The following is a 22,489-nucleotide window of genomic DNA, read 5'->3' on the forward strand; positions in this document are numbered from 1 at the left end:
CCGCCCGCCTTCAGCGCTTTCGAATTGGCGCCGCGCGCCTCGAAATTCAATGCCCACACGGACAAAAGACGCCTCACGGACATAAAGCAAAGCGGCCGGCGTCGAAACGCCGGCCGCGTGCGGAAAATCACGCTCCGGGGGCGCGGCCCTCGAGGATCAGGCCGGCTCGTCGGAGCTAGGTCGTTTCGCCGGTCGTCACCTTCTTGCGCACGCCGGTGGCCGGATCCGTGCGGTGCAGGCTGAACGCCCGCCCCTTGAACGGGCCGTTTATCAGGTCGAGCAGCATCACTTCGGTGAGCTTGTTTTCCGGCGTGGCGAAGGGAGAAATCATCTCCACCAACCACAACCGGTCGCCCGAAGTCCAATCGCTCGCCGACAACCGCTCGCCGGCCTCCAGACGCGCCTCGGCTTCCTCCGAGAGCAAGGCCCAAAGCGCCAAGCCCAACGGCAGACGCTCCAGTTCCTCACGGGTCATGCCAAGCTTCAGAAACTCCGAAGGGTCCGAGCCTGCGAAAGCCGGCGTCGGCCCGAACCGGAAGATCCGGAACTGACCGGTCAGGATCGCCGGCGCGATCGACGAGGTCAGGTCCTTGATCTTCAGTTCACGGTGCAGCGGCGACTGATCGAACAACCAGACGATCTGTCCCAGCGCCTCCGCCGCGGTGGAGGTCGGCGGCCGCTGCGGCGTCTCTGTGGAAATCGTCGTCATGTAATCTGTCCGTAACTGGGAAGCGTGGTCAGCAGGGCCGCGGTCCTGGGTCTGTCGCGCGACGCGATGCCGATGTCCGCCCCGCCCGAAGGATTGAACGCCGCCATGGCGTTGATCATCTGGAAGCGCAACCGGCCGGCCAGGGCCACGTCCTTGTCCAGCGCCGAACGGCCGGCCTGGATCGAGGGCGCGACGTCGACATCGGCCTGCGAAAGCCGCGCCTCATAAACTTGGCTCGGCTCGGAGGCAAGCGGGCCGAAGCGATCGGCGTTGCGCCGGACGCCCAACTCGCCGGTCTCGTTGGGCAAGGGAGCCAGGGACGCGTCCCAAGCCTGGCCGCGAAGCTTCTGGGCGTTCGCTTCCATGGCCTGCCGTATCGACTGGGCCAGGCTCGCCTTCCTCGGCTTGGAAGTCTCGTCGGCGTTGCGGTCCACGCCCCCTGGCTTGGCCGCCCCGACGCCCGCGTCGCCGGAGGCGCCCGAGCCGGCGGGCGTGGTCGGCCCGTAGGCCAGCATGACGTCCCCGACCGTGCCCACCAGACCGCCGGCCCGCACCAGGGCCGAGGTGGCGTAGATCACGTTGTCGACCGCGCGTTCGGGCTTGGCGCCGGTCAGCGACAAGGTCAGGCCGATCGCGGTGACCCCATAGTCGGCCAGACCGCCCAGTTCGGCGGCTTGGCTGACGCCGTCCTGGTTGAGATCGCGCCAGACCTTGAACTCGCCAAAGCGCGCGTCGCCGCCGTCGAACCAGCCGTTCTTGTTGCTGTCGAACGCCGCCAGGCCTTCCAGGTCGGACACGGCGCCCGGCAGGTCGTTCTTGAACGAGATTTCCGAAGCGTCGCCGATCACCCCGTCGCCGTTGCGGTCGAGCACCAGCAGGCCGTCGTCGGAGGCGACCCAGCCGGTGTTGCGCCGGACCCCGTCGCCCAGCATGTCGAACGTCACGGATGACGACGCCCGCGACACCAGCTCCACCCCGTCGCCGTCCAGATCAAGGACGACGGGCGGGGTCTGGCCGCTGATGCGCGAAGCCAAGGTGGCCCACTCGCCGGTGCTGTCGAAGTAGACCGCCTCGATGCCGTCGACCGTGTCGATGCCCTCGTTTCCGCTCAGAGCCCGCACGCGCACGGTGCCGTCGGTGTTCTGGGTGAAGACGTAGTTGCTCATCCCCTGGTCATAGACGAGCGTGTCGTAGCCCGCGCCGCCGTGGATGACGTCGTTGCCGCCGCCGCCATAGAGGCTGTCGTCGCCGGCCAGGCCGTTGAGGACGTCGGAGCCGCCGGCGCCGGCCACCCAGTCGTCGTTGCCTGTCGTGCCGTTGACCGTCAGGCCGACCAGATCGTCGATGGCCGCCCAGGTTTCGTCGGCCTCGAAGTAGACCGCTTCCACATTGACCAGCGTGTCGTTGCCTTCCGAGCCCGCCAGGGCGGTGGCTTGGATGGTGCCGTCGGCGTTGCGCGAGAAGGTGTAGTTGGTCGAGGCGCCGTAGTAGAGCGCGGTGTCGTAGCCGGCGCCGCCGTCGATGCGGTCGTCGCCGCCCCAGCCGCGAATGCTGTCATCCCCGCCCAAACCGTACATCCATTCCTGGAGGGCGGTTCCTTCCATCAGCGAGTCGGCGCCGGCCGTTCCCTTCAGGGAGACGAGGTCGAGCGCGGCGACCCTGGTGTTGTTGCCCTGGAACAGGACGGTTTCCACGTCGTAGAGCGTGTCCACGCCGTCCGTCCCGCTGGTGGCGGTCACTTTCACCGACCCGTCGCTGTTGCGCGAATAGGTGTAGTTGGTGCGTTGAAGGGCGAAAACGGCCGTGTCGGCGCCGGCCCCGCCGTCGATCCGGTCGTTTCCGGCCAGACCCTGCAGCGTGTCGTCCCCGGCCAGGCCATACAGGCTCTCAGCGGCGCTGGTTCCGGTCACCGTGTCATTGCCGGTCGTGCCGTAGATGCCCGACGGCACAAGGTCGGTGATCGCCTTCCACACCCCGTCGCCCTCGAAATACACCGCTTCGATGTTGACGTAGGTGTCGGTGCCTTCGGCGCCGGCCACCGCCGTGGCCTTGATCGAGCCGTCGGCGTTGCGCGAGAAGGTGTAGTTGGTCGAGACGCCCAGATAGAGGGCGGTGTCGTAGCCGGCCCCGCCATCGATGAAGTCGTCGCCGCCCAGGCCGCGGATGCCGTCATCGCCCGCCAGGCCATACATCGTCTCGGCGTAGGACGTGCCCTGGAACAGGGCGTCGTTGCCCGCCGTGCCCTTGAGCGCCACCAGTTCCTGGACCGCGACCCGGGTGTTGTCGCCCTTGAACAGGACGGTTTCGACCCCGATCAGCGTGTCGACGCCTTCGGCGCCGCTGAGCGCGGTGATCTTCACCGAACCGTCGGCGTTGCGCACGAAGCTGTAGTTGGCGCGCAGGAGGCTGAGAGCCGCCGTGTCGGAGCCGTCGCCGCCGTCGATCCGGTCGTCGCCCCCAAAGCCTTGCAAGGTGTCGTCTCCGGCCAGGCCGTAGATGTTGTCCTTGCCGCCGGCGCCGTTGATGGTGTCGGCCGCCGCGGTCCCGTAGCCGACAACCACGTCGCTCATCATCGCGCCCGACGGATCGCCCGCGAAGTACAGGTATTCCACGTCGATCAGACGGTCGGTTCCTTCAACGCCGGTGCTGTCGACGACCGTCACCGACCCGTCGGCGTTGCGGCTGAACGTGAAGTTCACACGCTTGCCGGCGTAGCCGATCTCGTCGTCGCCCGCCCCGCCGTCGATCACGTCGTCGCCGGCTTGCCCGTAGATCAGGTCCTCGCCCGCGCCGCCGTAGATCTTGTCCTTGCCCGCGCCGCCGAACAGCTGGTCGGCGCCGCCCAGGCCATAGAGGTTGTCGTCGTTGGCCGAGCCGAGCAGGAAGTCGTCGTCGCCTTCGGTGCCGTAGTCGCCGACCATTTCCTGGATGCCGCGCCACTGGCTGTCGGCCTCGAACCAGAAGGCTTCCACGCCGTCGAGGGTGTCGACACCGTCGGAACCGGTCTTGGCGGTCACCTTCACGGTGCCGTCGGCGTTGCGCGAGAAGGTGTAGTTGGTCACCGGACCATCGTAGATGATGGTGTCGTAGCCCTCGCCGCCGGAGATCTTGTCGTCACCGGCGCCGCCGCCGATCTGGTCGTGGCCTTCGCCGCCGTAGATGACGTCGGCGCCGCCGAAGCCGAACAACACGTCGTCGCCGGCCAGGCCCGTGATGGTCTCCGCGCCCGCGCCGCCGAGGATGGTGTCGGCCCAGATCGTGCCCTGATTGCCCTGGCCGGTCTGGCCGTCCATGACCTGCTTGAAGATCTGTTCGCGGCTGAGCGACGCTCCGCCGGTGAAGCGGATCTGCTCGACGCCGCGTCCGGCGTTGTCGCCGGCGGTCAGCGCCAGATCCGTGGCGAACTGGCCCAGCACCCGGATGGTTTGTCCGGTCGCGTTGATACGGACGGTCAGGTCCGAGCCCGAGACGCCCAGGGTGACCTGCGCCGCGCCAAGGTCGCCAAGGTCCAGGATGTCGAAGCCTGGAACCCCGGCGCTGTCGGCCAGTTCGTCGATGACGTCGGCGCCGTCGCCCGACTTGTAGGCGTAGACGTCCGAACCGCCGCCGCCGACGAGGGTGTCGTCGCCCAGGCCGCCGATCAGGTTGTCAGCGGAGCTGGCGCCCTGCAGCGTCTCGCTCGCATTGGTCCCGCGAACCGCGATGCCGGCGGCGATCTCGCCGTCGACGCGGATCAGGTCCTTGAAGACCATGCGCTCGACGCCCGCGCCGCCGCCCGCCCGCTGGTTCTTCAGGGTCAGGGTCTCGCCGGTCGAGATCACCTTGAGCGTCACATCCTGGCCCGTCTGGGTGAGCAGCACGTCGTTGCTCATCACGTCGGTCATGTAGAGGGTGTCGACGTCGCCGCCGCCCGTCCCGTCGTCGGTGATCACATCGGCGCCGTCGCCGAGGTTCCAGACGTAGGTGTCGGAGCCGCCGCCGCCCTTGACCTGATCGGCGCCCTTGCCGGCGGCGATGATCTCGGCCTCGACAGACCCGTTCAGCGTCTCGGCCGCGGCCGTGCCGTTCAGGCGCGTGGTGACCTGGTAGTAGGGATCGGCGGCCTTGTAGGCCTCGACCGAGGCGTACTCGCCCAGATACTCGATCTCCAGCGCCGGAAGCTGATAGGCCAGCACCACGTCGCCCACGAGACCCTTGGTGCCGTTGGTGCGGACGAACTCGCTGGTGCCGTAGAGCACGTTGTCCGTCGCGCCTTCGGGGTTTTCGTTGGTCCGGGTCAGCGTCAGGTTGACCGCGCTGATATTGTAATAGCTCAGGGCCTTCAACTCGCTGGCCTGGCTGACCCCGTCCTGGTTGACGTCGTCCCAGACCCGGAAGGCCGAGAACTGGGCGTCGGCGCTGTCGAAGAAGCCGTTAGCGTTGCTGTCGTAGTGCCGCAGGCCCTCCAGGTCCGACACGCCGTTCGGCACGTCGGCGGTGAAGCTGATCTCCGAACCGTTGTTGATCACTCCGTCGCCATTACGGTCGAGCACGAGCATGCCGGTGCCCGCCTTGGCCCAGCCGGTGAGGTCCTTCTGTCCGTCGCCGTCCTGGTCGAACATGATCTCGCTGTCGGCGAGGCTGGTGAACTTCAGCCCCTGCCCGGTCAGATCGAGCATGATCGGCGACGACGGGCCGATGTCGTAGTTGTTGACGTCCGTGCGGCGACGGTAGGCGATCACCGCCACGCCCGAGGCGCCATGGTAGTCGGTGATGACGACGCCGACCTTACCCTCGTTATAGGCGCCGATCGGGAACTTGAACCGAATGCGATCATTGATCACGTCCTGGCCCTGAAGCGAGATCTCGCCAGTGGAGATGTGGTCCGCCCCCTCGATCGTGACCAGGCTCTGGCTCAGCGCGCCCGGCTCGTCATCCCAATACAACATCGTATGGATGGCTTCGATCACTCCGTTCTTGGCGCTGTTGTAGAACGTCCGACCGCCGATCGTTCCGCCGGGGCGCTCATTCTCGTCAGTCGCCTGGACGGTGAACCAACGGCTTTTGGTCAGCGCCGGATTGTCCCAATCCTGAACAGTGACCTGGACGGCCACACTGCCGACCGTCTCGAAGTCGATCTGACGCTGCAGACGCAGCTCGCCCGTTTCCTGGTTGATGGAGACATAGTCGTTGAGAGAGATCGAGAAGCGCTGCTTGCGGAAATAGGCCTGAGTGTCAGGATCCACGACCGCCACCGTGCCGATCGGGGACTGGCCCGCCGGCGTCGCATTCTCGCTGATGTAGAACGTGTCGCCTTGGCTGTAGTTGAAGTCGGCCGCCTCGTTCACGTCGCCGATCCACATCCATGAGGACGACGGGTCCGACCATAGTCCGCCCGCGTCCTGGGCCGCGATCCCGACCCGCAGGCCGATGTCCACTCGTCCGTCGCCGTTCTGGTCGCGGAAGACGCGGTTGCCGCTTTCCCCCAGCCTCCACTGCTCTTCGAAGTCGATGTTGACGCCGTACCGCATGTAGACGGCGCTGTTGGAGTCGTAGAAGTACCCGGACGGGTCGGACGTGACGTAGACGTTCGCGTAGCCGCCGTCCGGATCGGTGGCCATCAGGCCGCGCAGCGGGGCGGCCGTGTAGGTGCTCTCGTTGATCACCACGGCGCCGCTGGAATCATACGGCAGGTTGGGCTTTTCGTTGATGTTGCGGATCGTCACCGAGACGGTGGAGACGCCCGGCGAAAGGTACTGGCCATCGTAGCTGCGGACCTGGGCCGAATAGACGATCTGCTCCTGGCTGCCCACGCCCTGGACGCTCATGCCGTTCTGTCCGGCCCTGGCCTGGCCGATCAAGGCCTCGAAGTCCACCGCCCGGCCTTGCCAGGTAAGGGCTCCGGTATCCCTGTTGATGTTGAACAGCGACAGCGGATCGGAAACGAGCAGGTAGGTCGGGTTGGTTCCGTCGGGGTCGGTGGCTGAGAAGACCGCGACCGTCGCCCCCGCCGAGGTCAGCCCCTCGTCCATCACCCAGGACGCCGTGCCAGGCGTGGGCGTATTCGGCGCCTCGTTCACGTCCTCGACCCGAACCACGATCGCGTTGGTGACCGGCGAGCGCAGGCCGTCGACGCCATAGGCGCCGCCGTGCACCGTGTAGGTGACCTCCTGGCGTCCGTTATTGTCATCGTCGGTCAGGGTCAGGCTCGAATTGCCGGCGATGAGAGCCTTCAGCGCTTCGAAGTTCGGGACCACGCTCGGCTTGAGCTGCACCTGGCCGCCGTTGACGATCTGGAACCAGCCCAGATTGTCGTCCGCGATCTCGTAGGTCACGGTCGAGCCGTTGGCGAAGGTCGTGCCGTCGGGGTCAACCGAGCCCGACAGGGTGGCGACGATCTGCCCGCCGCCGGTGTTTTCCTGAAGCTTCAGCGAGCCGCCCGACAAGGTCGGACGGTTGGGCGCCTCCGGCTTGGGATTGATGCGAACCGTGAAGGTCGAATTGACCCACAGGCCGCTCGGATCCGTGGCGCGGACGACGATGTCGTAGGTCTGCTTGGCCTCGTAGTTCAGGCTCGCGCCGTCCTTGACCTGCAGCTGAGCGCCCACGAACTGGAAGATGTCGGTGAAGTTCTCCAGCGAGAAGGTCAGGCCGTCGCCGTCCGGATCGACGCCCGAGAAGGTGCCGATCGGCGTCCCCTGCGCGACGATGCTGGCGGTCGACTCGTCGACGGTCAGGGTCGCCGGCCCGCTGACGCTGGTGGGCTTGCCGTTGATGACGATGTTCAACGCCTGGCTGGTCGAGGCCGTTTGCGTGACGCCGGTTTCCGTGGCCGTCGCCGTGACGGTCAGGGCCGCGGTCCCCGTCAGGTCCGCCCAGGCGCTCGGCGAGCCTCGCAGCTTGAGGCCGTTCAGTTGGGCCAGTGTCAGTTCCCAGACCCCGTTGCCCTTGTCGGTCCCCTGGTTCAGCGACAGGCCGTTGACCAGGTTGGAGATCGTCACCTTGATGGTCTCGTTCGCGCCTTGCGGCGTGACCTGGATGTCCAGCCCGATCTCGGCGCCGCCGCTGAAGGTGTTGCCGTTGGTCTGCAGGCGCGAGATCAGCGGCGCGTCGGCCACGGCCGTCACGGTCAGGGTGAACAGCTGTTCGGAGATCAGCGTGCCGTCGGAGGCCAGGATCTTGATCGTGGCCGTGCCGTTGGCGTTGTGCCGCGGCTGCAGCACCATGGTGCGCAGGCCATTGGCGCCGGCGCTGCTGACCGTCGGCTGATAGACGACGGTGTCGTCGAGCTTGGAGGTGTCGCCCGCCTGCACGACCTGGGCCGTGACGTTCAGGTTGTCGAAGCTGACAATATCGTCGCGGACATAGAACGACACGGTGATCGTGCCGTCCTCGTTGATCGTCTGACCGGTGATCGCCACCTCGGCCGTCGTGCTGGTGCTGATGACCGGCTTCCTGTTGACGCCCCAATAGGTCTTCCAGGGCGTCTCGAACGCGCTGTTGGCATGCAGCGTCTGGTAGCCCGCCACCGTGGCCGGCTTGGTGTAGCCGGCCATCAGGTTGACCAGCGCCTCGGCGTTGACCGTGGGCGTGTAGTGTTCGCCCAGCAGGAAGAAGTCGATCTTGTAGTTGGCCCGGTCGCTGGCGTTGGTGGTGACGTACCAGTCCTTGACGGCGGTCACGACATTGGTCCCGACCACCGAGACGACCAGGTTGTTTCCGTCGCGGCTGAACCACAGCACGTTCTGGTCGATGTCGGCGTAACCGACGACGTCGATGTCATCGCCGGTCGGGTCGAAGTTCCAGATGATGTCCGAACCGGAATTGCTGTCGATGTAGAAGGTGTCGCTGCCCTCCCCACCGACCAGGGTGTCCGAGCCGGCGCCGCCGTACAGTTTGTCCGGCCCGGCGAAGGCTTGCAGCGTGTCGTCGCCGTCACCGCCGTAGAGGATGTCGACGCCGGCCCCGCCGACGATCAGGTCGTTGCCCTTCCCGCCCTGGATCTCGACGCCGCCGTCGCCGCCGGTCAGGCTGTCGTCGTAGTCCGTGCCGACCAGCACCTCGATGACGTCCTCGAACACGTCGCCGGTCGCTTCGCCGCCCGTGCCGCCGGTCACCAGATTGACGATGACCTCCGAGCCGGCTTCGGCGTAGCTGACGGTGTCGCGTCCGGCGCCGCCGTTGAAGCGGTCGGCTCCTGCGCCGCCGATCAGCAAGTCGTCGCCGTCGCCGCCCAGCAGACGGTCGTTGTCGACCTGGCCGCGCAGTTCGTCGTTGCCCGCGTCGCCTTGCAGCAGATCCGCGCCCAGCCCGCCTTCGAGCCTGTCGTCGTTGGCGCCGCCGCTCAGGGTGTCGGCCCCGTCCTGTCCGAAGAGGCGGTCCTTGCCGTCGCCGCCCGTCAGGGTGTCGACGCCCGCGCCGCCTTCCAGCTGATCGTCGCCGACGTCGCCGTCGAGCGTGTCGTCGCCGTCGCCGCCATAGAGCTTGTCATCGCCGCCGGCGCCCTTGAGCAGGTCGGTCCCGGCCTTGCCGTCGATGACGTCATTGCCGGACCCGCCGTCGATGATGTCCCGGCCGGCCGCGCCGTTCAGGACGTCGGCGTTGATGGAGCCGTAGATGTAGTCGTCGCGGTCCTGGACGTTGAAGGTGAAGGTGCGCGAGGCGGTCAGCCCGCCCTGGGCCCCGGCGCGGTCGGTGACGATGACCTTGACCGACACCGTCGGCGTCGTCTCGAAATCGAGCCTGGCGCCCGCCTTAAGGCGCAGGATCGCGTTGTCCACGATCTCGAACAGGGGGTCGTTGGGGTTCTCGAGCGTGAACTGCAGCGCGCCGAAGTTCGCGCCGGACAGGCTGTCGGGATCGCTGGCGCTGAGGGTTCCCAGCACGATCGGATCCAGGGCCTCGGTCGCGACCGGATGGTCGCGCTCGATGATCGAGCTCACCCCGGCCAGGGCCAGGTTGGTCGGGGCCTCGTTGACGTCCTCGACATAGATCGTCTGCTGGATGGTCGGCGAACTCATCTGGCCGTCGCCGGTGCGCAGCGTGACGGTGTAGGCCACGTCCTTGACCCCGTCGTGGTCGATGTCGCCCAAGGTCCAGCCGGAGGCCGCCAGGGTCTCGATGTCGATCTGCTTGCCGGTCTTGAACCGCAGCTCGCCGCCGACGACTTCCAGCCAGTCGCTGGGTTGGGAGACGATCTCCAGACCCAGGGTGTTGTTGCGGTCCGGATCGTTGAGGCGGAAAGTCACCGCGGTCTGGCCGCCCAGTGCGCCCTCGCCGAGGATCGCCGGCTGGGGCGTGGAGGCTTCGGGCACGTACGGCGTCTCGTTGACGTCGCGCACGGTGATGTCGAAGTTCTTCTCGGTCGCGGCGGTCCCGTCGGACACCTTCACCCGCACCGTGTAGACGCCGTTGCTGGTCTCGAAGTCCAAAGTCTGGCTGTTGAGGACGCTGAGCACGCCGTCGGCCGAGATCTTGAACCGATCGCCGGCGTTGTCGGCCAGCGAATAGGTCAGGGCGTCGCCGTCGGCGTCGGTCGCGTTGAACTTGCCCACGATCGTGTCGACCGCCGAGCCTTCGTCCAGCGCCATGACGCGGTCGACGGTCGGCTCGCCGGGGCCGTCATTGACCGGCGTGATGGTCAGGTCGACCACCTGGATGCTCTTGTTTCCCGAGGCGTCGGTGACACGCAGTTGGAAGCGGTCGGTGCCGTTGGCGTTGGGATTGGGGGTGTAGGTCCACGCGCCGGTGACGGCGTCGATCGCGACCGTGCCCTTGCCGCCTTGCGAAGCCACGCTGTAGCCGATGATGTCGTCATCGTCGTCACGCGCCACGACCTGGCCGTTGAGGATCGTGTCCTCGGCCAAGGTCAGGCTCAGATCCGACACGATCGGGGCGGCCGTGGTTCCCGCGTGCCAGTAGCTGGCCAGCAGGTCCTTGATCGCCGCAGGCATGACCGCCGGCGTCGGGCTCGAGGCCGAGGCCTGGGTCATCGCCAGGACGAGGGGCGAAGCAGCCCCGAGGAACAGGACGGAATCCGCCAGGGCGATGTGGCGAACGGCCGTGCCGCCCGCCAAGTAGAAGTCCTGCAGCGTCACGCTGGTGTCGCCGCCGATGACGCTGACGATCAGGTCGTTGCCCGCGCGGCGCAGCCACACCTGGTCCTTGGTCACGTTCGTCAGCTCGACGCGGTTGACGCCCTGGGCGTCGACGATCCGGTCGGAACCGGACTTGGCGTCGAAGAGGTAGGCGTCCGCGCCGGCGCCGCCGGTCAGCAGGTCCGAGCCCGCCTCGCCGGCCAGTTGGTCGTTGCCGTCGCCGCCAAACAGCTGGTCGTCGCCCGCCCCGCCCGCCAGGACGTCGTCCCCGGCTTCGCCGTAGAGCAGGTCAGCGCCCTCCTGGCCGCCCAGGGTGTCGTCGCCCGCCTCGCCGTGCAGTTCGTCGTCGCCGGCGTCGCCCGAAAGGCGATCGAGGCCGTCGCCGCCCAGCAGGACGTCTCGTCCCGCGCCGCCGCTGAGCAGATCGTCCCCGATCCCGCCTTCGAGGCGGTCGTCGCCCGCCTCGCCGGCCAGGGCGTCGACCCCATCGCCGCCGTAAAGACGATCCGCGCCCGCGCCGCCGACCAGGACGTCGTCGCCGCCGCGACCGTCGATGACGTCGTCGCCGCCCAGTCCCGAAAGCCGGTTGGCGCGCGCATCGCCGCTCAGGCTGTCGGCGAAGCCGTCCGAACCGACGATGTTCTCGATCGTGCTGACGCCCGAGACCGCGACGATCACGTCGCCCTGGGCGTCGCCGCCCGCGGCCGTACGCGCCGCCAGGTCGATGGTCACGCCGGCGCCCGAGCGCACGTAGCGGATCGTGTCGCCGCGCAGCTTGGTCTGGTCGTTCGCATCCACGGCCGTGTTCAGCGAGACGCTGTCGGCCCCGCCGTCGAGGGTGTCGGCACCCACGCCGCCCTCCAGGATGTCGTCACCGTCGCCGCCCCGCAGCACGTCATTGCCGCCCGCGCCGGACAGCACGTCGTCGCCCGCCAGACCGTCGAGCGTATCGGCGGCCGCGCCGCCGACCATCAGATCCACGCCGCTGGTCGCCGCTTGGCCGGGCAACCGCAGGGCGGTCAGGTCGACGGCCAGGCCATCGTCCAGACCCAGCGTCTCGACTCGCCGTTCGACGTTGGTTTGATCCTTCAACGTCACGCTGCCGCCGCCGGCGACGACGATGGTCACGTCCGCGCCTTGCTGGCTGAAGCTGAGATCCGAGAGACTGGCGCCGACGATATCGAGGACGTCGACACCCCCCTCCCCGGTTCGCGACGTCTGCCACACGGTCTGGAGGCCGTTGCCGGACCGGACCGCGCCGAGCTTCCATTGCCCTTCGCTGGCGGGCCATTCGCCGCCTGGCGGCAAGGCGTGGTCCGCGCCGTAGAGGAAGTCGACGTTGTCGCGGCTCTGATAGACCACCGCGCCGTCGCTCTTGCGGGTCACGGTCAGGCGATAACGATACCAGTTGGCGCCAACCACGGCGCCTTGGCCCAGATTGGTCCAGGTCGCCGTAAAATCGGCGCTGTTGAGCGCGCCGTCCGCCTTGAGGATCTCCTCGACGACGTAGAGGCCGTCGCTGACCACGTCGGCGCCGCCGTCGAAGATGTAGGTGTCGTCGCCGCCGCCGCCGAACAACGCGTCGGCTCCTAGACCGCCTTGCAGCACGTTGGCTTGGTTGTCGCCGCCCAGGACGTCGTCGCCGGACGAACCCGCCAGGCCTTCGATGCCGTCATAGACGTCGCCCACGGCGTCACCGGTGTTGGCGAAGCCGGCGCCGAGATAGGCCCTCAGCGGCTGAGACCCGGCATAGCTGGCCAGGTCGGTTCCTTCGCCGCCGAACAGACGGTCGGCTTCCGCGCCCCCAGCCAGCATGTCGTTGCCAGAGCCGCCATAAATGACGTCCACGCCCGCGTCGCCGCGCAGGGTATCGCTTCCCGAGTCTCCCACCAGGATGTCGGAACCGGCCCCGCCGGCCACCACATCATCGCCGGCGCCGCCCGTTATCCAGTCATCACCCGACGTCCCCAGAAGCGTATCGGCGCCGTCGCCGCCGCCCGCCAGGTTCAGCCCCAGCGTTGCGTGCCGTCCCGTGGCCGCGAACACGAAGTTCTCGATCGACTTGCCGACCGTGAACCAATCCTTGATCGTGATCTGATCGCCCACCGCATCGAAGGCGGTGAGATCGCCGTCCTTGGTGATGGCGATCTGCAGGTCGCCGCCATTGCGACGGAACACCAGATCCTGGATGTCGACGCCGACCCCGAACTCCAGCGTATCGACGCCGTTGTTGGCGGAGATCACGCCGTTCACCGCGCCCATATGCCGGCGCAGGGTCTGGGTCTGATCGTTCCAGTCGTAGCCGCCGCCCACCCAGTGCGAACCGTCGAAATAGACCACGCCGCCCTTGCGGACCTTGCCGTCCGTCCCGAGCTCGTAGCCGTTGACGTAGCCGGTTCCTGAATAGATCTGGTCCCAGTTGTCGATCAGATCGTCCAGCAGGACGTCGCGACCGTCGCCGCGATTGTAGTGGAAGACATCGTCACCCGAGCCTCCGACCACCTGGTCGTCGCCTTTGCCGCCGACCACCAAGTCCGACCCTGAGCCGCCATAGACGAAGTCCGCGCCCTCGTCGCCAAAGACCGTGTCGTTGCCCGAGCCGCCCAGGACCTGGTCGTCGCCGGCCCCGCCGGTGACCCAGTCCTGGTCCTCGTCGCCGGCGACAAGGTCGTTGCCCAGTCCGCCAGAGCCAAAGTCGTCGCCGCCCAGACCGCGAAGTTCGTCATCGCCGTCGCCGCCGTACAGGAAGTCCGCGCCATAGGTGCCGAGGATGACGTCGTTGCCGCCCGTGCCGATCACGTAGGACGTCATGTCGCCGATGCGCAGTTCATCGCCATTGGCGAACCGCAGCCACTCGACACGCCGCGTGCTTTCGAACCAGTCCTTGATCACCAGCTCGTCGCCCGTGAGGACTTGGGGATAGCGCCCGCCGACGGGAGCGACGGTCTTGTCCTCCGCCGTCAGCTGGATGATCAGGTCCTGTCCCGCCGCGCCTGAGCGGCGCAGGACAACGTTTTCCATCGTGATGCCCAGGCCGAACACCACGGTGTCTTCGCCGCCCTTCACGGAACCATCGACTTCGTAGTCGCCGCCGCCGGCCCAGTTACGCGCAATCTGGTTGGCGTTGAGCTGAGCCACCCGCTGGGACAGGCTGTCGCCATAGCCGACATAGGCGCCGGCCTCGTCAAGCGCGACATCCTTGCCGTCGCCATAGCCGAACACGTACTGATCCGATCCGGCGCCGCCGAGGATGACCGCTTCGCCGTTCGCGCCGCGGTCATTCCCGCCGCCGCCCTCGAGGATGTCGCCGCCGGCGCCGCCGACCAGCCGGTCAACGCCGCCACCGCCCTTGAGCCAGTCGGAACCGGTCCCGCCATAGAGCCGGTCGTCGCCTTCACCGCCGTCAAGAAGATCGCCGTTGCCGCCGTTGACGCCGATCGCGGCGGCCTCGGCCGCGAGGTCGCCAACGCCAAAACTGGAATTGGCGACGTCGCCGGCGAACAGCACATCATTGCCTGCTTCGCCGTAGAGCCAGTCGTCCAGCTTTCCCCCGACGATGGTGTCGGCGCCGTCGCCCCCGAGGACGTCATTACCGAGACTTCCCGCCCGGACCAGATCGTCGCCTCCTCCGGCTTCGATCGTCGCGGCCGTGCGTATGCTGACTTGGCCCGAGCTCGGAGCCGCGCCGTTGACCTGCAAGCCTGTCGTCGAAACCGTCCCGTCGCCATTCACGATGATGGTGTCGGCGCCGTCGCCGGCGGTGAGAACCGTCTTCTTGGACGACAAGATGGAATCGTCGAGCGTCGCCGCGACGGTGTCATCGAGGTCCAGGATACGATAGCTGCGCTCGTGCTGGGCGCGATCGAAATGGGCGTCGACCCGAGTGGCCACGAATGCGACGCCGTTGACGGCGCCGTCCGGGATCTCGTCGAAGAACAGGTTCCAGCCGCCTGTCCAATCGGTCCAGCTGCGTCGATCCAGCCCCAGTTCGTGAGCACGGGCGAACGTGGCCATCCAGCCGGCCGTGAACACGCTGTCCGGCTCGGCGTCCATCAGGGCGTCGATCGCGCTCGAGGCGACCAGGTATTTGGTGTAGTCCTCGGCGATCATGAGTTCGCCCGCCAAGGAAGTGGCGTCGAAGTTCAGGTTCGATGTCCGGTCCAGATAGCTGGCCAAGGCGCGCTTTTGCAGGATGTCGCCGCCGCCCAATCTGGCGACGGCGTCCCTGAGCACCACAGCGCCCGCGAACGCGACGACCTCTTCGAGGTCGCGCGAACGGAAAGTATTGGCTCCCGACTCGAAGAAGAAGTCCTTCTTCTTGCTGCCGAAATGAAACGCCGCGCCTTGCTGGCCCAACAGAACGCCGCCCGTCGAGGCCACGATGCTGTCTCCGAGTTCAGCGACCGCTCCGGCCACCGCCGAAATGACATCCTTGGGCGCCCCGTTCTTGCTCCAGACGTTGGCCACCTCGAAAGCCTGCTGATCGCCGCGCCAGTAGAGGTCGGCGCCCGATTTCGGCGTGCCGTTGATCAGGGTTCCGATGGCTCCGCCGAGCAGCCGGTCCAGCGCGACGATGGCCACGGCGATCGCAAAGGTCGGAAGCGAAACGCCGTTGGCGGCCAGGAAGCTCGCCGCGTGGAAGCCGCCGACAACGCCGCCCAGACTTGCGCCGATCTGCCCGCCGATGGTGTCGGGGCTCCACAGCGCGTCGGCGAGTTTGGCTCCCAGCAGGTTGACGCCGATCGAGATCGGGTCGACCGAGACCCCGCTGAACGCGGCCTGGCCGGTCGCGAGATTCTGCAGGACCGTGGAAAGCGCGCCGGCCAGCGCCGATTGTCCCAGTTCGCCGACGACGGTGTTCTCAAGGCCAAGCTCGTCGATGAGTTTGGCCACCAGATAGGACGACAGCGCGCCGGCGGCGTTGTCGAGGATGTCGAAGCCGAAATCCTCGAACGTGTCGCCCAATGCGGCCCGCATCTCGCCGCCCTCAAGGCTCCCCACGATATGTTCCGCGAGATTTTCGGCGACGGCGCCGACCAGAACGCCGGCCGCCTGAGCCTCGAATTGGTTGTGGAAGAAAAGGCTGCCGATTGATGAGCCCAGGCTGTTGGCCAGTTCGCCGACCTCCCAGCCCTTGACGTATACCGAGTCCGCGCGCCGCTGACCAAGTTGGACGCTTCCGTCGGCCAAGCGCTCGACATCGCGAACGACCGTGATCTCCGCCCCGGCCTGTTGCGTCGTCTCCGTCAGCCGGTCGTAAGAGCCGTTCCCATCCAGGTCCTGCCACACCTTGTTGACGAGCGTCGGTCTGCTTGCCTGCTCAAGCAAGGACCGGGTCAACTTGAGGCCGTCGTATTCGTATTCGATCTCGAGAACGTCGGTGTGAAGATCGGCGTCTACGTCCTTGCCCTTGATCCTGATGAGTTCGCCGTTCGCGCCAACCGCCGTAACCTCGGTATAACCGTTGCCAAGGTCCTTCTCGTCCCAAAAAACCGCGCCTTCGGGGACGTACTGCAGCAAAGACGTATTGTGGACCAACCATCCGTTGGCCACATAGGTATTGCAGGGCTCAACGGTGAAATTGAATACTTCGGTTTCCGCCGCGACATGCTCGACGACTTCGACTGTCCCAGCTGAAACGCCCTCAGCCGCCAAGCGCATGCCGTTGACGCCATCGGCCGCCATTTTCTTGACCGGGACGAAGTCGCCCCCTTCGCTCCAGAACGGGTGATCGGGCGTGCAAACCGTGCCGCAGGCAAGCCGAATAACGGCCGGAGCGAGATTGCGGTACGTCGCCGTGACGATCGCCGCCTGCAGCACGCCGTCAGCGTTGAAGGCCAGAACATCGTCGCCGACCGCGATATCCTCGATCAGCTTGACGCCGCCATCGGCAAGCGTGATCTGCGTCCCAGCGACGAAGCATTTGTTCTGAAATACTTGCTGGAACTTTGTTCTGTATTCCTGATCCTTGGCGATCCTCTGGCTTAGGCTGAGGTTTTCGTCTTGGTAGCCAGCGGACGTCTCGAAGGACCCGTCGCCGTTCATGTCGTACTGCGTGAACACGTACGGGCCGGACGTGGGCATGGTGCGAGACGCCCGCTTCGCGATCGTACTTCCATCCGGCGCCACGAGGATTTCGTAGGTCGTCTGGCCATCCACGGCGTTGGGGGACTTCGGCGCGTGCGTGACGAGGAACTTGCCGTCCGGCAACCTCTGTACGTACACGCTGTGGTTCAGCCACTCACCAGGCGTGACCTTCGAGTTGACCATCTCCGTTCCGGAAGGGTTCGTCCGCCGGTAGGCCTCAACGGCCGCGAAGGCGATGGTGTCGAAGCCGACGCCCCCCGCGCCTTTGGAGTACGTCGCGGTCATCGCCTGAAGCATATGACTCTTCAGTTGGGCGTCATCCTCGAATCCCGCCTCCTTGGTGTACTTGGCGGCGAGTGGAGCCATTTGCTGCTCCACGAGATCATGAATATCCGTAATGATGATCTCAGGTTCGACGGCTAGAGAGAGCTTCTTCCATTCCGGGGAATCAAATTCGAATTTCAAAAACAACTGATCATCGGTAATAGTTGTTTTCAGCTCTCCGAGCGGGGTGTCAACAACGCCACCAACTTCGAGTTCGAGAGCCCCGATATCAACATTGGCATACCCACCGGTGCCATTGCGCCTCAAGTAGGTAGCTCCGAGACCAAAAAGCAGCTGACGGCTCAGGAAATTATAAGACGCACTTACGTCTACTTCCACGCCAAATATTTTCGCGTCGCCAAGACCCCTCTTGACACCGACGCTGGCGTTTCCGGCAATGATCAAACCGGTTTTGCTGGCGATCTGCTGGCGAAGACCAGCAACAAGAGCAGCAAATTGCTGCTCGACCGGAACATTTTTCTGGATCTTTACGGTTCTAAAGTAGGCTTCAGCAATGGCGCGAGCTTCGCGGAGCTGATTGAGAGAAACCGGCATTATTTAATCTCCGCTCGCACAGCCTGAAGGCATTGATTGAATTTCGACAAAGGATTGACTTGCCAGCGATAGATCGCCTGGCCTGGGGCATGGGACGGCCCGAAAGTCACGGCGTCGGTCAGATCGTCACGCCAGAGGTCTTGCACACCCGCCGCAACGCCGACGGCGGCGACCACGCACCGTCCCTGCGTCAGGGTCACGGCGTCCGCGTCGCCGTTGGGCCTGGCCGGAACAAACACTGACAGCGCCGACACCCGTCCACCGTCCAACCGGCCTTCGAGGCGGCACCCGTCCGTCCTGCAGCCCTTCAAGGCTTGGCCGGCGGCGGAGACCTGGTTCGACGCGCACGGCGTGGGTCGGGCATAGTGAATGGTCAGCAACGTGGCTCGCGTGGACTTACCCGTGGCCAAACCCAGCGCGTCGGCGACATAGGCCTGATCGAGCATCATGCCGCCGGAAGCGATCCAGTCATGGTCGGAGGCCGATTGGCGATCATAGGCGAGCTCGAAGTCGATCGCGCGAGCCGCCGGCGCTTCTCCCTCCTGGCCAGAGGCGTGCCTCAGATCGGCGCAGATCGCCGAACGCGTGAAGATCGTCGTCGCCGCCGCGACCTTCGCGCCGCAGCCGCCTAGGCCGAGGCAAATCCAGCTCGCAACGAGTGTCAGGCCAAGAAGGCCCCGCCGCGGCGTCGCGCGTGGTCCTGTCATCGCTCCCTCCCCGCTTCCTTGACCCGCCGCGCCAAGGGCGAAAGCAGGTATTCGATGATCCGTCGCTGGCCGGTCTTGATCTCGGCCGTCGCGGCCAGCCCGGGCTCCAGCGCCACCTTGCGTTCGCCGATCTTGATCCAGGCCCGGTCCAGCCGGACCCTCGCCGAATAGACCGGACCCAGCTTCTCGTTTTCGACGGCGTCGCGGCTGATCTGCTCCAGTCGCCCCTCCACCACGCCGTAGCGCGTGAACGGATAGGCTTCGAACTTGACCTCGACCGGCTGGCCCTGGCGCACGAAGCCGGCGTCACGGTTCAGCACCATGACCTCGACCACCAGGTCCTGCCCGCGCGGCACCACGACCATCAGCGGATCGGCCGGCTTGACCACGCCGCCGATCGTATTGACCTGCAATTGCTGCACGACGCCGTCGTCAGATGCGGTCAGCACGGTCTGGGACGACTTCTCCAGCGCCTTCTTGAGCTCTTCGCTGCGCAGCCGGCGAGTCGCTTCGGCCTCGGTCAGGGCGTCCAGCGCCTCGCGCGCGAATTCGCCTTCGAGCTTGGCGATCTGCTGATCGACGCCGCTCCGCGCCGCGCCGGCCTTGGATTGCTCGCGGTGCCGAATGACCAGGTCCTGACGCATGCCGATCACTTCGCGACGCAGCTCGGAAACCTTCATGCGCGAGGCGTAGCCCTTGGCCGCCAGGGTCTCCATGCCGCGCAGCTGCTCCTCGGCGAGCGGGATCTGCGCCTGCAGCTTGGCGATCTCCGCGGCGACCATGTCGTCGTCGCCGAGGCGCTGCACGCCCTCGTCGCGAAGCGCCGCCTTGGCCGCTTCATGCTCGCGGATGCGCGCCTGGACCAGCGCCCTCTGGAGACGCACCGTCGTTGCATCGGCCCCTTGCGGCGCGACGAACACCGCGCGGTGTTCAAGGGCGTGACCGACCAGGGCGCGAGCGCGGGCGACATCGATTTCGGCGCTGCGCAGCGCCTGACGGGCCTGTTCGACCTCGGCGTTGGTCACCGTGGGGCTGAGCTCCACCAGCGCCTGCCCCTTGCGCACCGTCTGGCCTTCAGTGACATGCACGGCCCGCACGACGCCGTAGTCCGCGGCTTGGACCAGCTTGATCCGGCCGCGGGGAATGAGCTTGCCCTGGGCCGAGGCGACCATGTCGACCTTGCCGATCACCGCCCATCCCAGGGCCAGCGTCAGAAAGCCCACCACCGCCCATAGGACCGCGCGCCCCAGCGGATTGGGCGGCGTCTCCAGGATCTCCAGGGCCGGCGGCAGGAACGCCGTCGCCTGACGGCGCTCGCGTTCGGCCGGAGCCTCGCGCTCGAGCTTCAGCGTGTCTTTGACGATATCAACGTGCCGCTTGAGGGTGTCGAGCATCATCGCCTCACAGCACCGGTTCGACGGAGACGCCGCCCGGGTTCATCTGCTTGCGATAGAGCTGCGCGTAGCGGCCGCCCCGAGCCAGCAGCTCCTCATGGCGGCCCATCTCTGTGATCGCCCCGCGCTCGACGGTGATGATGCGATGGGCCTGGCGCACGGCCGACAGGCGGTGGGCGATGATGATCACCGTGCGGCCCGCGCCCATCCGCTTGAGGTTTCTCTGGATGATGTCCTCGCTCTCGGCGTCGAGCGCCGAGGTGGCTTCGTCGAGGATCAGGATCTTGGGATCCAACGCCAGGGCCCGGGCGATGGCGATCCGTTGGCGCTGACCGCCGGAAAGATTTGACCCGCGCTCCTCGATCTGGGTGTCGTAGGCTTCCGGCAGTTCGAGGATGAACTCGTGCGCGCCCGCCATCTCGGCCGCCTCCACCACCGCCTCCATCGGCATGGCGGGATCGGCCAGGGCGATGTTCTCGCGCACCGTGCGATTGAACAGGATGTTCTCCTGCAGGACGACGCCGACCTGGCGGCGCAGCCAGGTCGGATCGACCACCGCCAAGTCGACGCCATCGACGAGGACGCGGCCGCGTTCGGGCTGGTGCAGGCGCTGGATGAGCTTGGTCAGGGTGGACTTTCCCGAACCGGAGGGCCCGACGATGCCGATGACCTCGCCCGGCGCGATGTCCAGGCTCAGGTCGCGGAGGATTTCCGGGCCATCGGGCCGGTAGCGGAACGTCACCCGGTCGATCTCGACGTGGCCGACGATGGCCGGCAGGCTGGCGCGCGACGGCGACGAGGCCGGTTCGGTGGGCGTGTTGAGGATGTCGCCCAGGCGCTGCACCGACAGTTGGGCCTGCTGGAAGTCCTGCGCCAGCTGGGCGATCCGCAACACCGGTCCCGCCACCTGTCCGGCCAGCATGTTGAAGGCCACCAACTCGCCCACGGTCAGCTTGCCGTCGATCACCAGGCGCGCGCCGAAAAACAGCAGCGCCACCGATCCCAGCTTGTTGATCAGCTGGATGGTCTGTGAGCCCCAGTTGGCGATCATCGCGGCGCTGAAGCTGGCCTGGATGTAGCCCGCCAGTTGCTGGTCCCAGCGCGCCTGCATCTGCGGCTCGACGGCCAGCGCCTTGAGCGTTTCCACGCCCGTGACCGCCTCGACCAGGAAGGCCTGGTTTTCCGCCCCGCGCGCGAACTTCTCGTCCAGACGCCGGCGCAGCACGGGCCCCACCAGTGCGACCACGGCCGCGTAGAGCGGCAGGGTCATAAGCACGACGATCAGCAGCAAGGGGCTGTAGAGCCACATGACGGCCAGGAAGATCACGCCGAACAGCAGGTCGAGCACCACCGTCAGCGCCGAAGAGGTCAGGAACTCGCGGATCGAATCCAGCTCGCGAACCCGAGCCACCGAGTCTCCGACCCTTCGGGACTGGAAGTAGGCCATCGGCAGGTGCGTGAGGTGGGAGAAGAGCTTCGATCCCAGTTCGGCGTCCACGCGGTTGGTCGTGTGACCGAACAGATAGGTTCGCAGGCCTCCCATCAGGACGTCGAAGATCGACACCACGAAAAGGCCGAACGCCAGCACCTCCAGCGTCGTCAGGCCCTTGTGGACCAGGACCTTGTCGACGACGACCTGGAAGAAGAGCGGCGTGACCAAGGCCAGGAGCTGAATGAACAGCGACGCCACCAGCACATCGCGCAGCAGATGACGATACTTGACCAGGGCGGGGATGAACCAGGTCACGTCGAAGGCCCGGGCCGCGCCCGCGACCCGTTCCCGGGTCGTCATCAACACCAGCTGACCGGCGAATTCGCGCTGGAACTCGGCCAGGGGGACGACGTGCGGCGTCCCCTCTTCCGGACGCATCAGCAGGACGGTGTCCCCTCCAGCCTGCAGCAACAGCAGGAAGCGGCCGTCGCGCATCTGGGCGATGGCCGGCAGGGGATATTTGCTCAGCTGACCACGAACGAGTTGGCGGCGCGCCTTGACGTCCAGGCGCTTGGCCAGCAGCAGAAGCTCGTCGATCCCCAGCGCCGCGCCGCCCTTGCCCAGGCCATGGACCAGTTGGTCAGGGTCAGCGGGACGGCCAAGGAAGCCGAGCAAGGCCACGAAGCAGGCCAGGGCGGTGTCGACGACCGCAGGCGTTTCAGCCCCGCCGCCCTGCTCCGCCGATTGATCACGCATACGCCACGCCCCGAACACCCCTGGGTTGCTAAGGTGCACAGCTTGGCCGTCGTAGCAACGCTTCGCCGCTCACACTTGCCGACGTGTCGGGTCCTCGACGCTTTTGCTATTAATTCATATTTTCAAGGTCTTAGCCCCTCCTCGACGATCCTAGAGGCACGGTCGTTTCGAGCACTTCGCGAAAACCCGCATAAGTTTCAACAAATTACAGACTCGAAAAAAATTCCGGTTGAGCGGACACATTTCCGCCCTTTCCTGTGGAAAACGTGGGACGGTCAATCAACCCGCCTGCCGCGCGTTCAACCGGGTCAGGCTCAAGGCGATGCAGGACGACGGGCGCCGCGCGATCGCCCGAAGGCAGCGGAACGCCGTGTCGCGATCGACCAGGATCGGCGCCTGCTCTCCACACGGACGAACGTACGATCCGACGACGGACCAAGCCATGCGGG

Annotated in this window: 7 protein-coding genes; 2 read left to right on the forward strand and 5 right to left on the reverse strand. The window is 66.4% G+C overall.

The window, feature by feature from the left end:
- Window positions 1-175: 175 nt before the first annotated feature.
- Together AC1DMQ_RS08235 and AC1DMQ_RS08240 are read right to left on the reverse strand one after the other, a co-directional pair.
- Window positions 176-709 (reverse strand): toxin-activating lysine-acyltransferase, encoded by a 534-nt coding sequence (locus AC1DMQ_RS08235; protein ID WP_477033064.1) that lies wholly within the window; start codon window positions 707-709, stop codon window positions 176-178.
- Window positions 706-15,786: an Ig-like domain-containing protein gene (locus AC1DMQ_RS08240; RefSeq protein ID WP_477033065.1), complete on the reverse strand. Its 15,081-nt coding sequence runs from the start codon at window positions 15,784-15,786 to the stop codon at window positions 706-708. Before AC1DMQ_RS08240 ends, AC1DMQ_RS08235 begins: the two co-directional genes overlap by 4 nt.
- A 168-nt stretch (window positions 15,787-15,954) precedes the next feature.
- Between AC1DMQ_RS08240 and AC1DMQ_RS08245 the strand changes: the two genes are divergently transcribed.
- Both AC1DMQ_RS08245 and AC1DMQ_RS08250 read left to right on the forward strand, forming a co-directional pair.
- Window positions 15,955-16,422, forward strand: a complete 468-nt coding sequence (locus AC1DMQ_RS08245; RefSeq protein ID WP_477033066.1) for a hypothetical protein — start codon at window positions 15,955-15,957, stop codon at window positions 16,420-16,422.
- Between the two features lie 90 nt (window positions 16,423-16,512).
- Window positions 16,513-16,773, forward strand: a complete 261-nt coding sequence (locus tag AC1DMQ_RS08250) for a hypothetical protein (RefSeq protein WP_477033067.1) — start codon at window positions 16,513-16,515, stop codon at window positions 16,771-16,773.
- A 977-nt stretch (window positions 16,774-17,750) separates the two neighbouring features.
- Here the strand turns inward: AC1DMQ_RS08250 and AC1DMQ_RS08255 are convergent.
- Genes AC1DMQ_RS08255 through AC1DMQ_RS08265 form a run of 3 tightly spaced genes read right to left on the reverse strand, consistent with a single transcriptional unit; the run spans window position 17,751 to window position 22,040 of the window.
- On the reverse strand, window positions 17,751-18,458 hold the full coding sequence (locus AC1DMQ_RS08255; protein ID WP_477033068.1) for a hypothetical protein: 708 nt from the start codon (window positions 18,456-18,458) through the stop codon (window positions 17,751-17,753).
- On the reverse strand, window positions 18,455-19,852 hold the full coding sequence (locus tag AC1DMQ_RS08260; protein WP_477033069.1) for an HlyD family type I secretion periplasmic adaptor subunit: 1,398 nt from the start codon (window positions 19,850-19,852) through the stop codon (window positions 18,455-18,457). Before AC1DMQ_RS08260 ends, AC1DMQ_RS08255 begins: the two co-directional genes overlap by 4 nt.
- A 7-nt stretch (window positions 19,853-19,859) precedes the next feature.
- A complete protein-coding gene (locus tag AC1DMQ_RS08265) occupies window positions 19,860-22,040 on the reverse strand; it encodes a type I secretion system permease/ATPase (protein WP_477033070.1) in 2,181 nt (726 codons plus the stop codon).
- Window positions 22,041-22,489: the final 449 nt, after the last annotated feature.

The sequence above is a fragment of the Caulobacter sp. 05L422 genome (assembly GCF_056397765.1).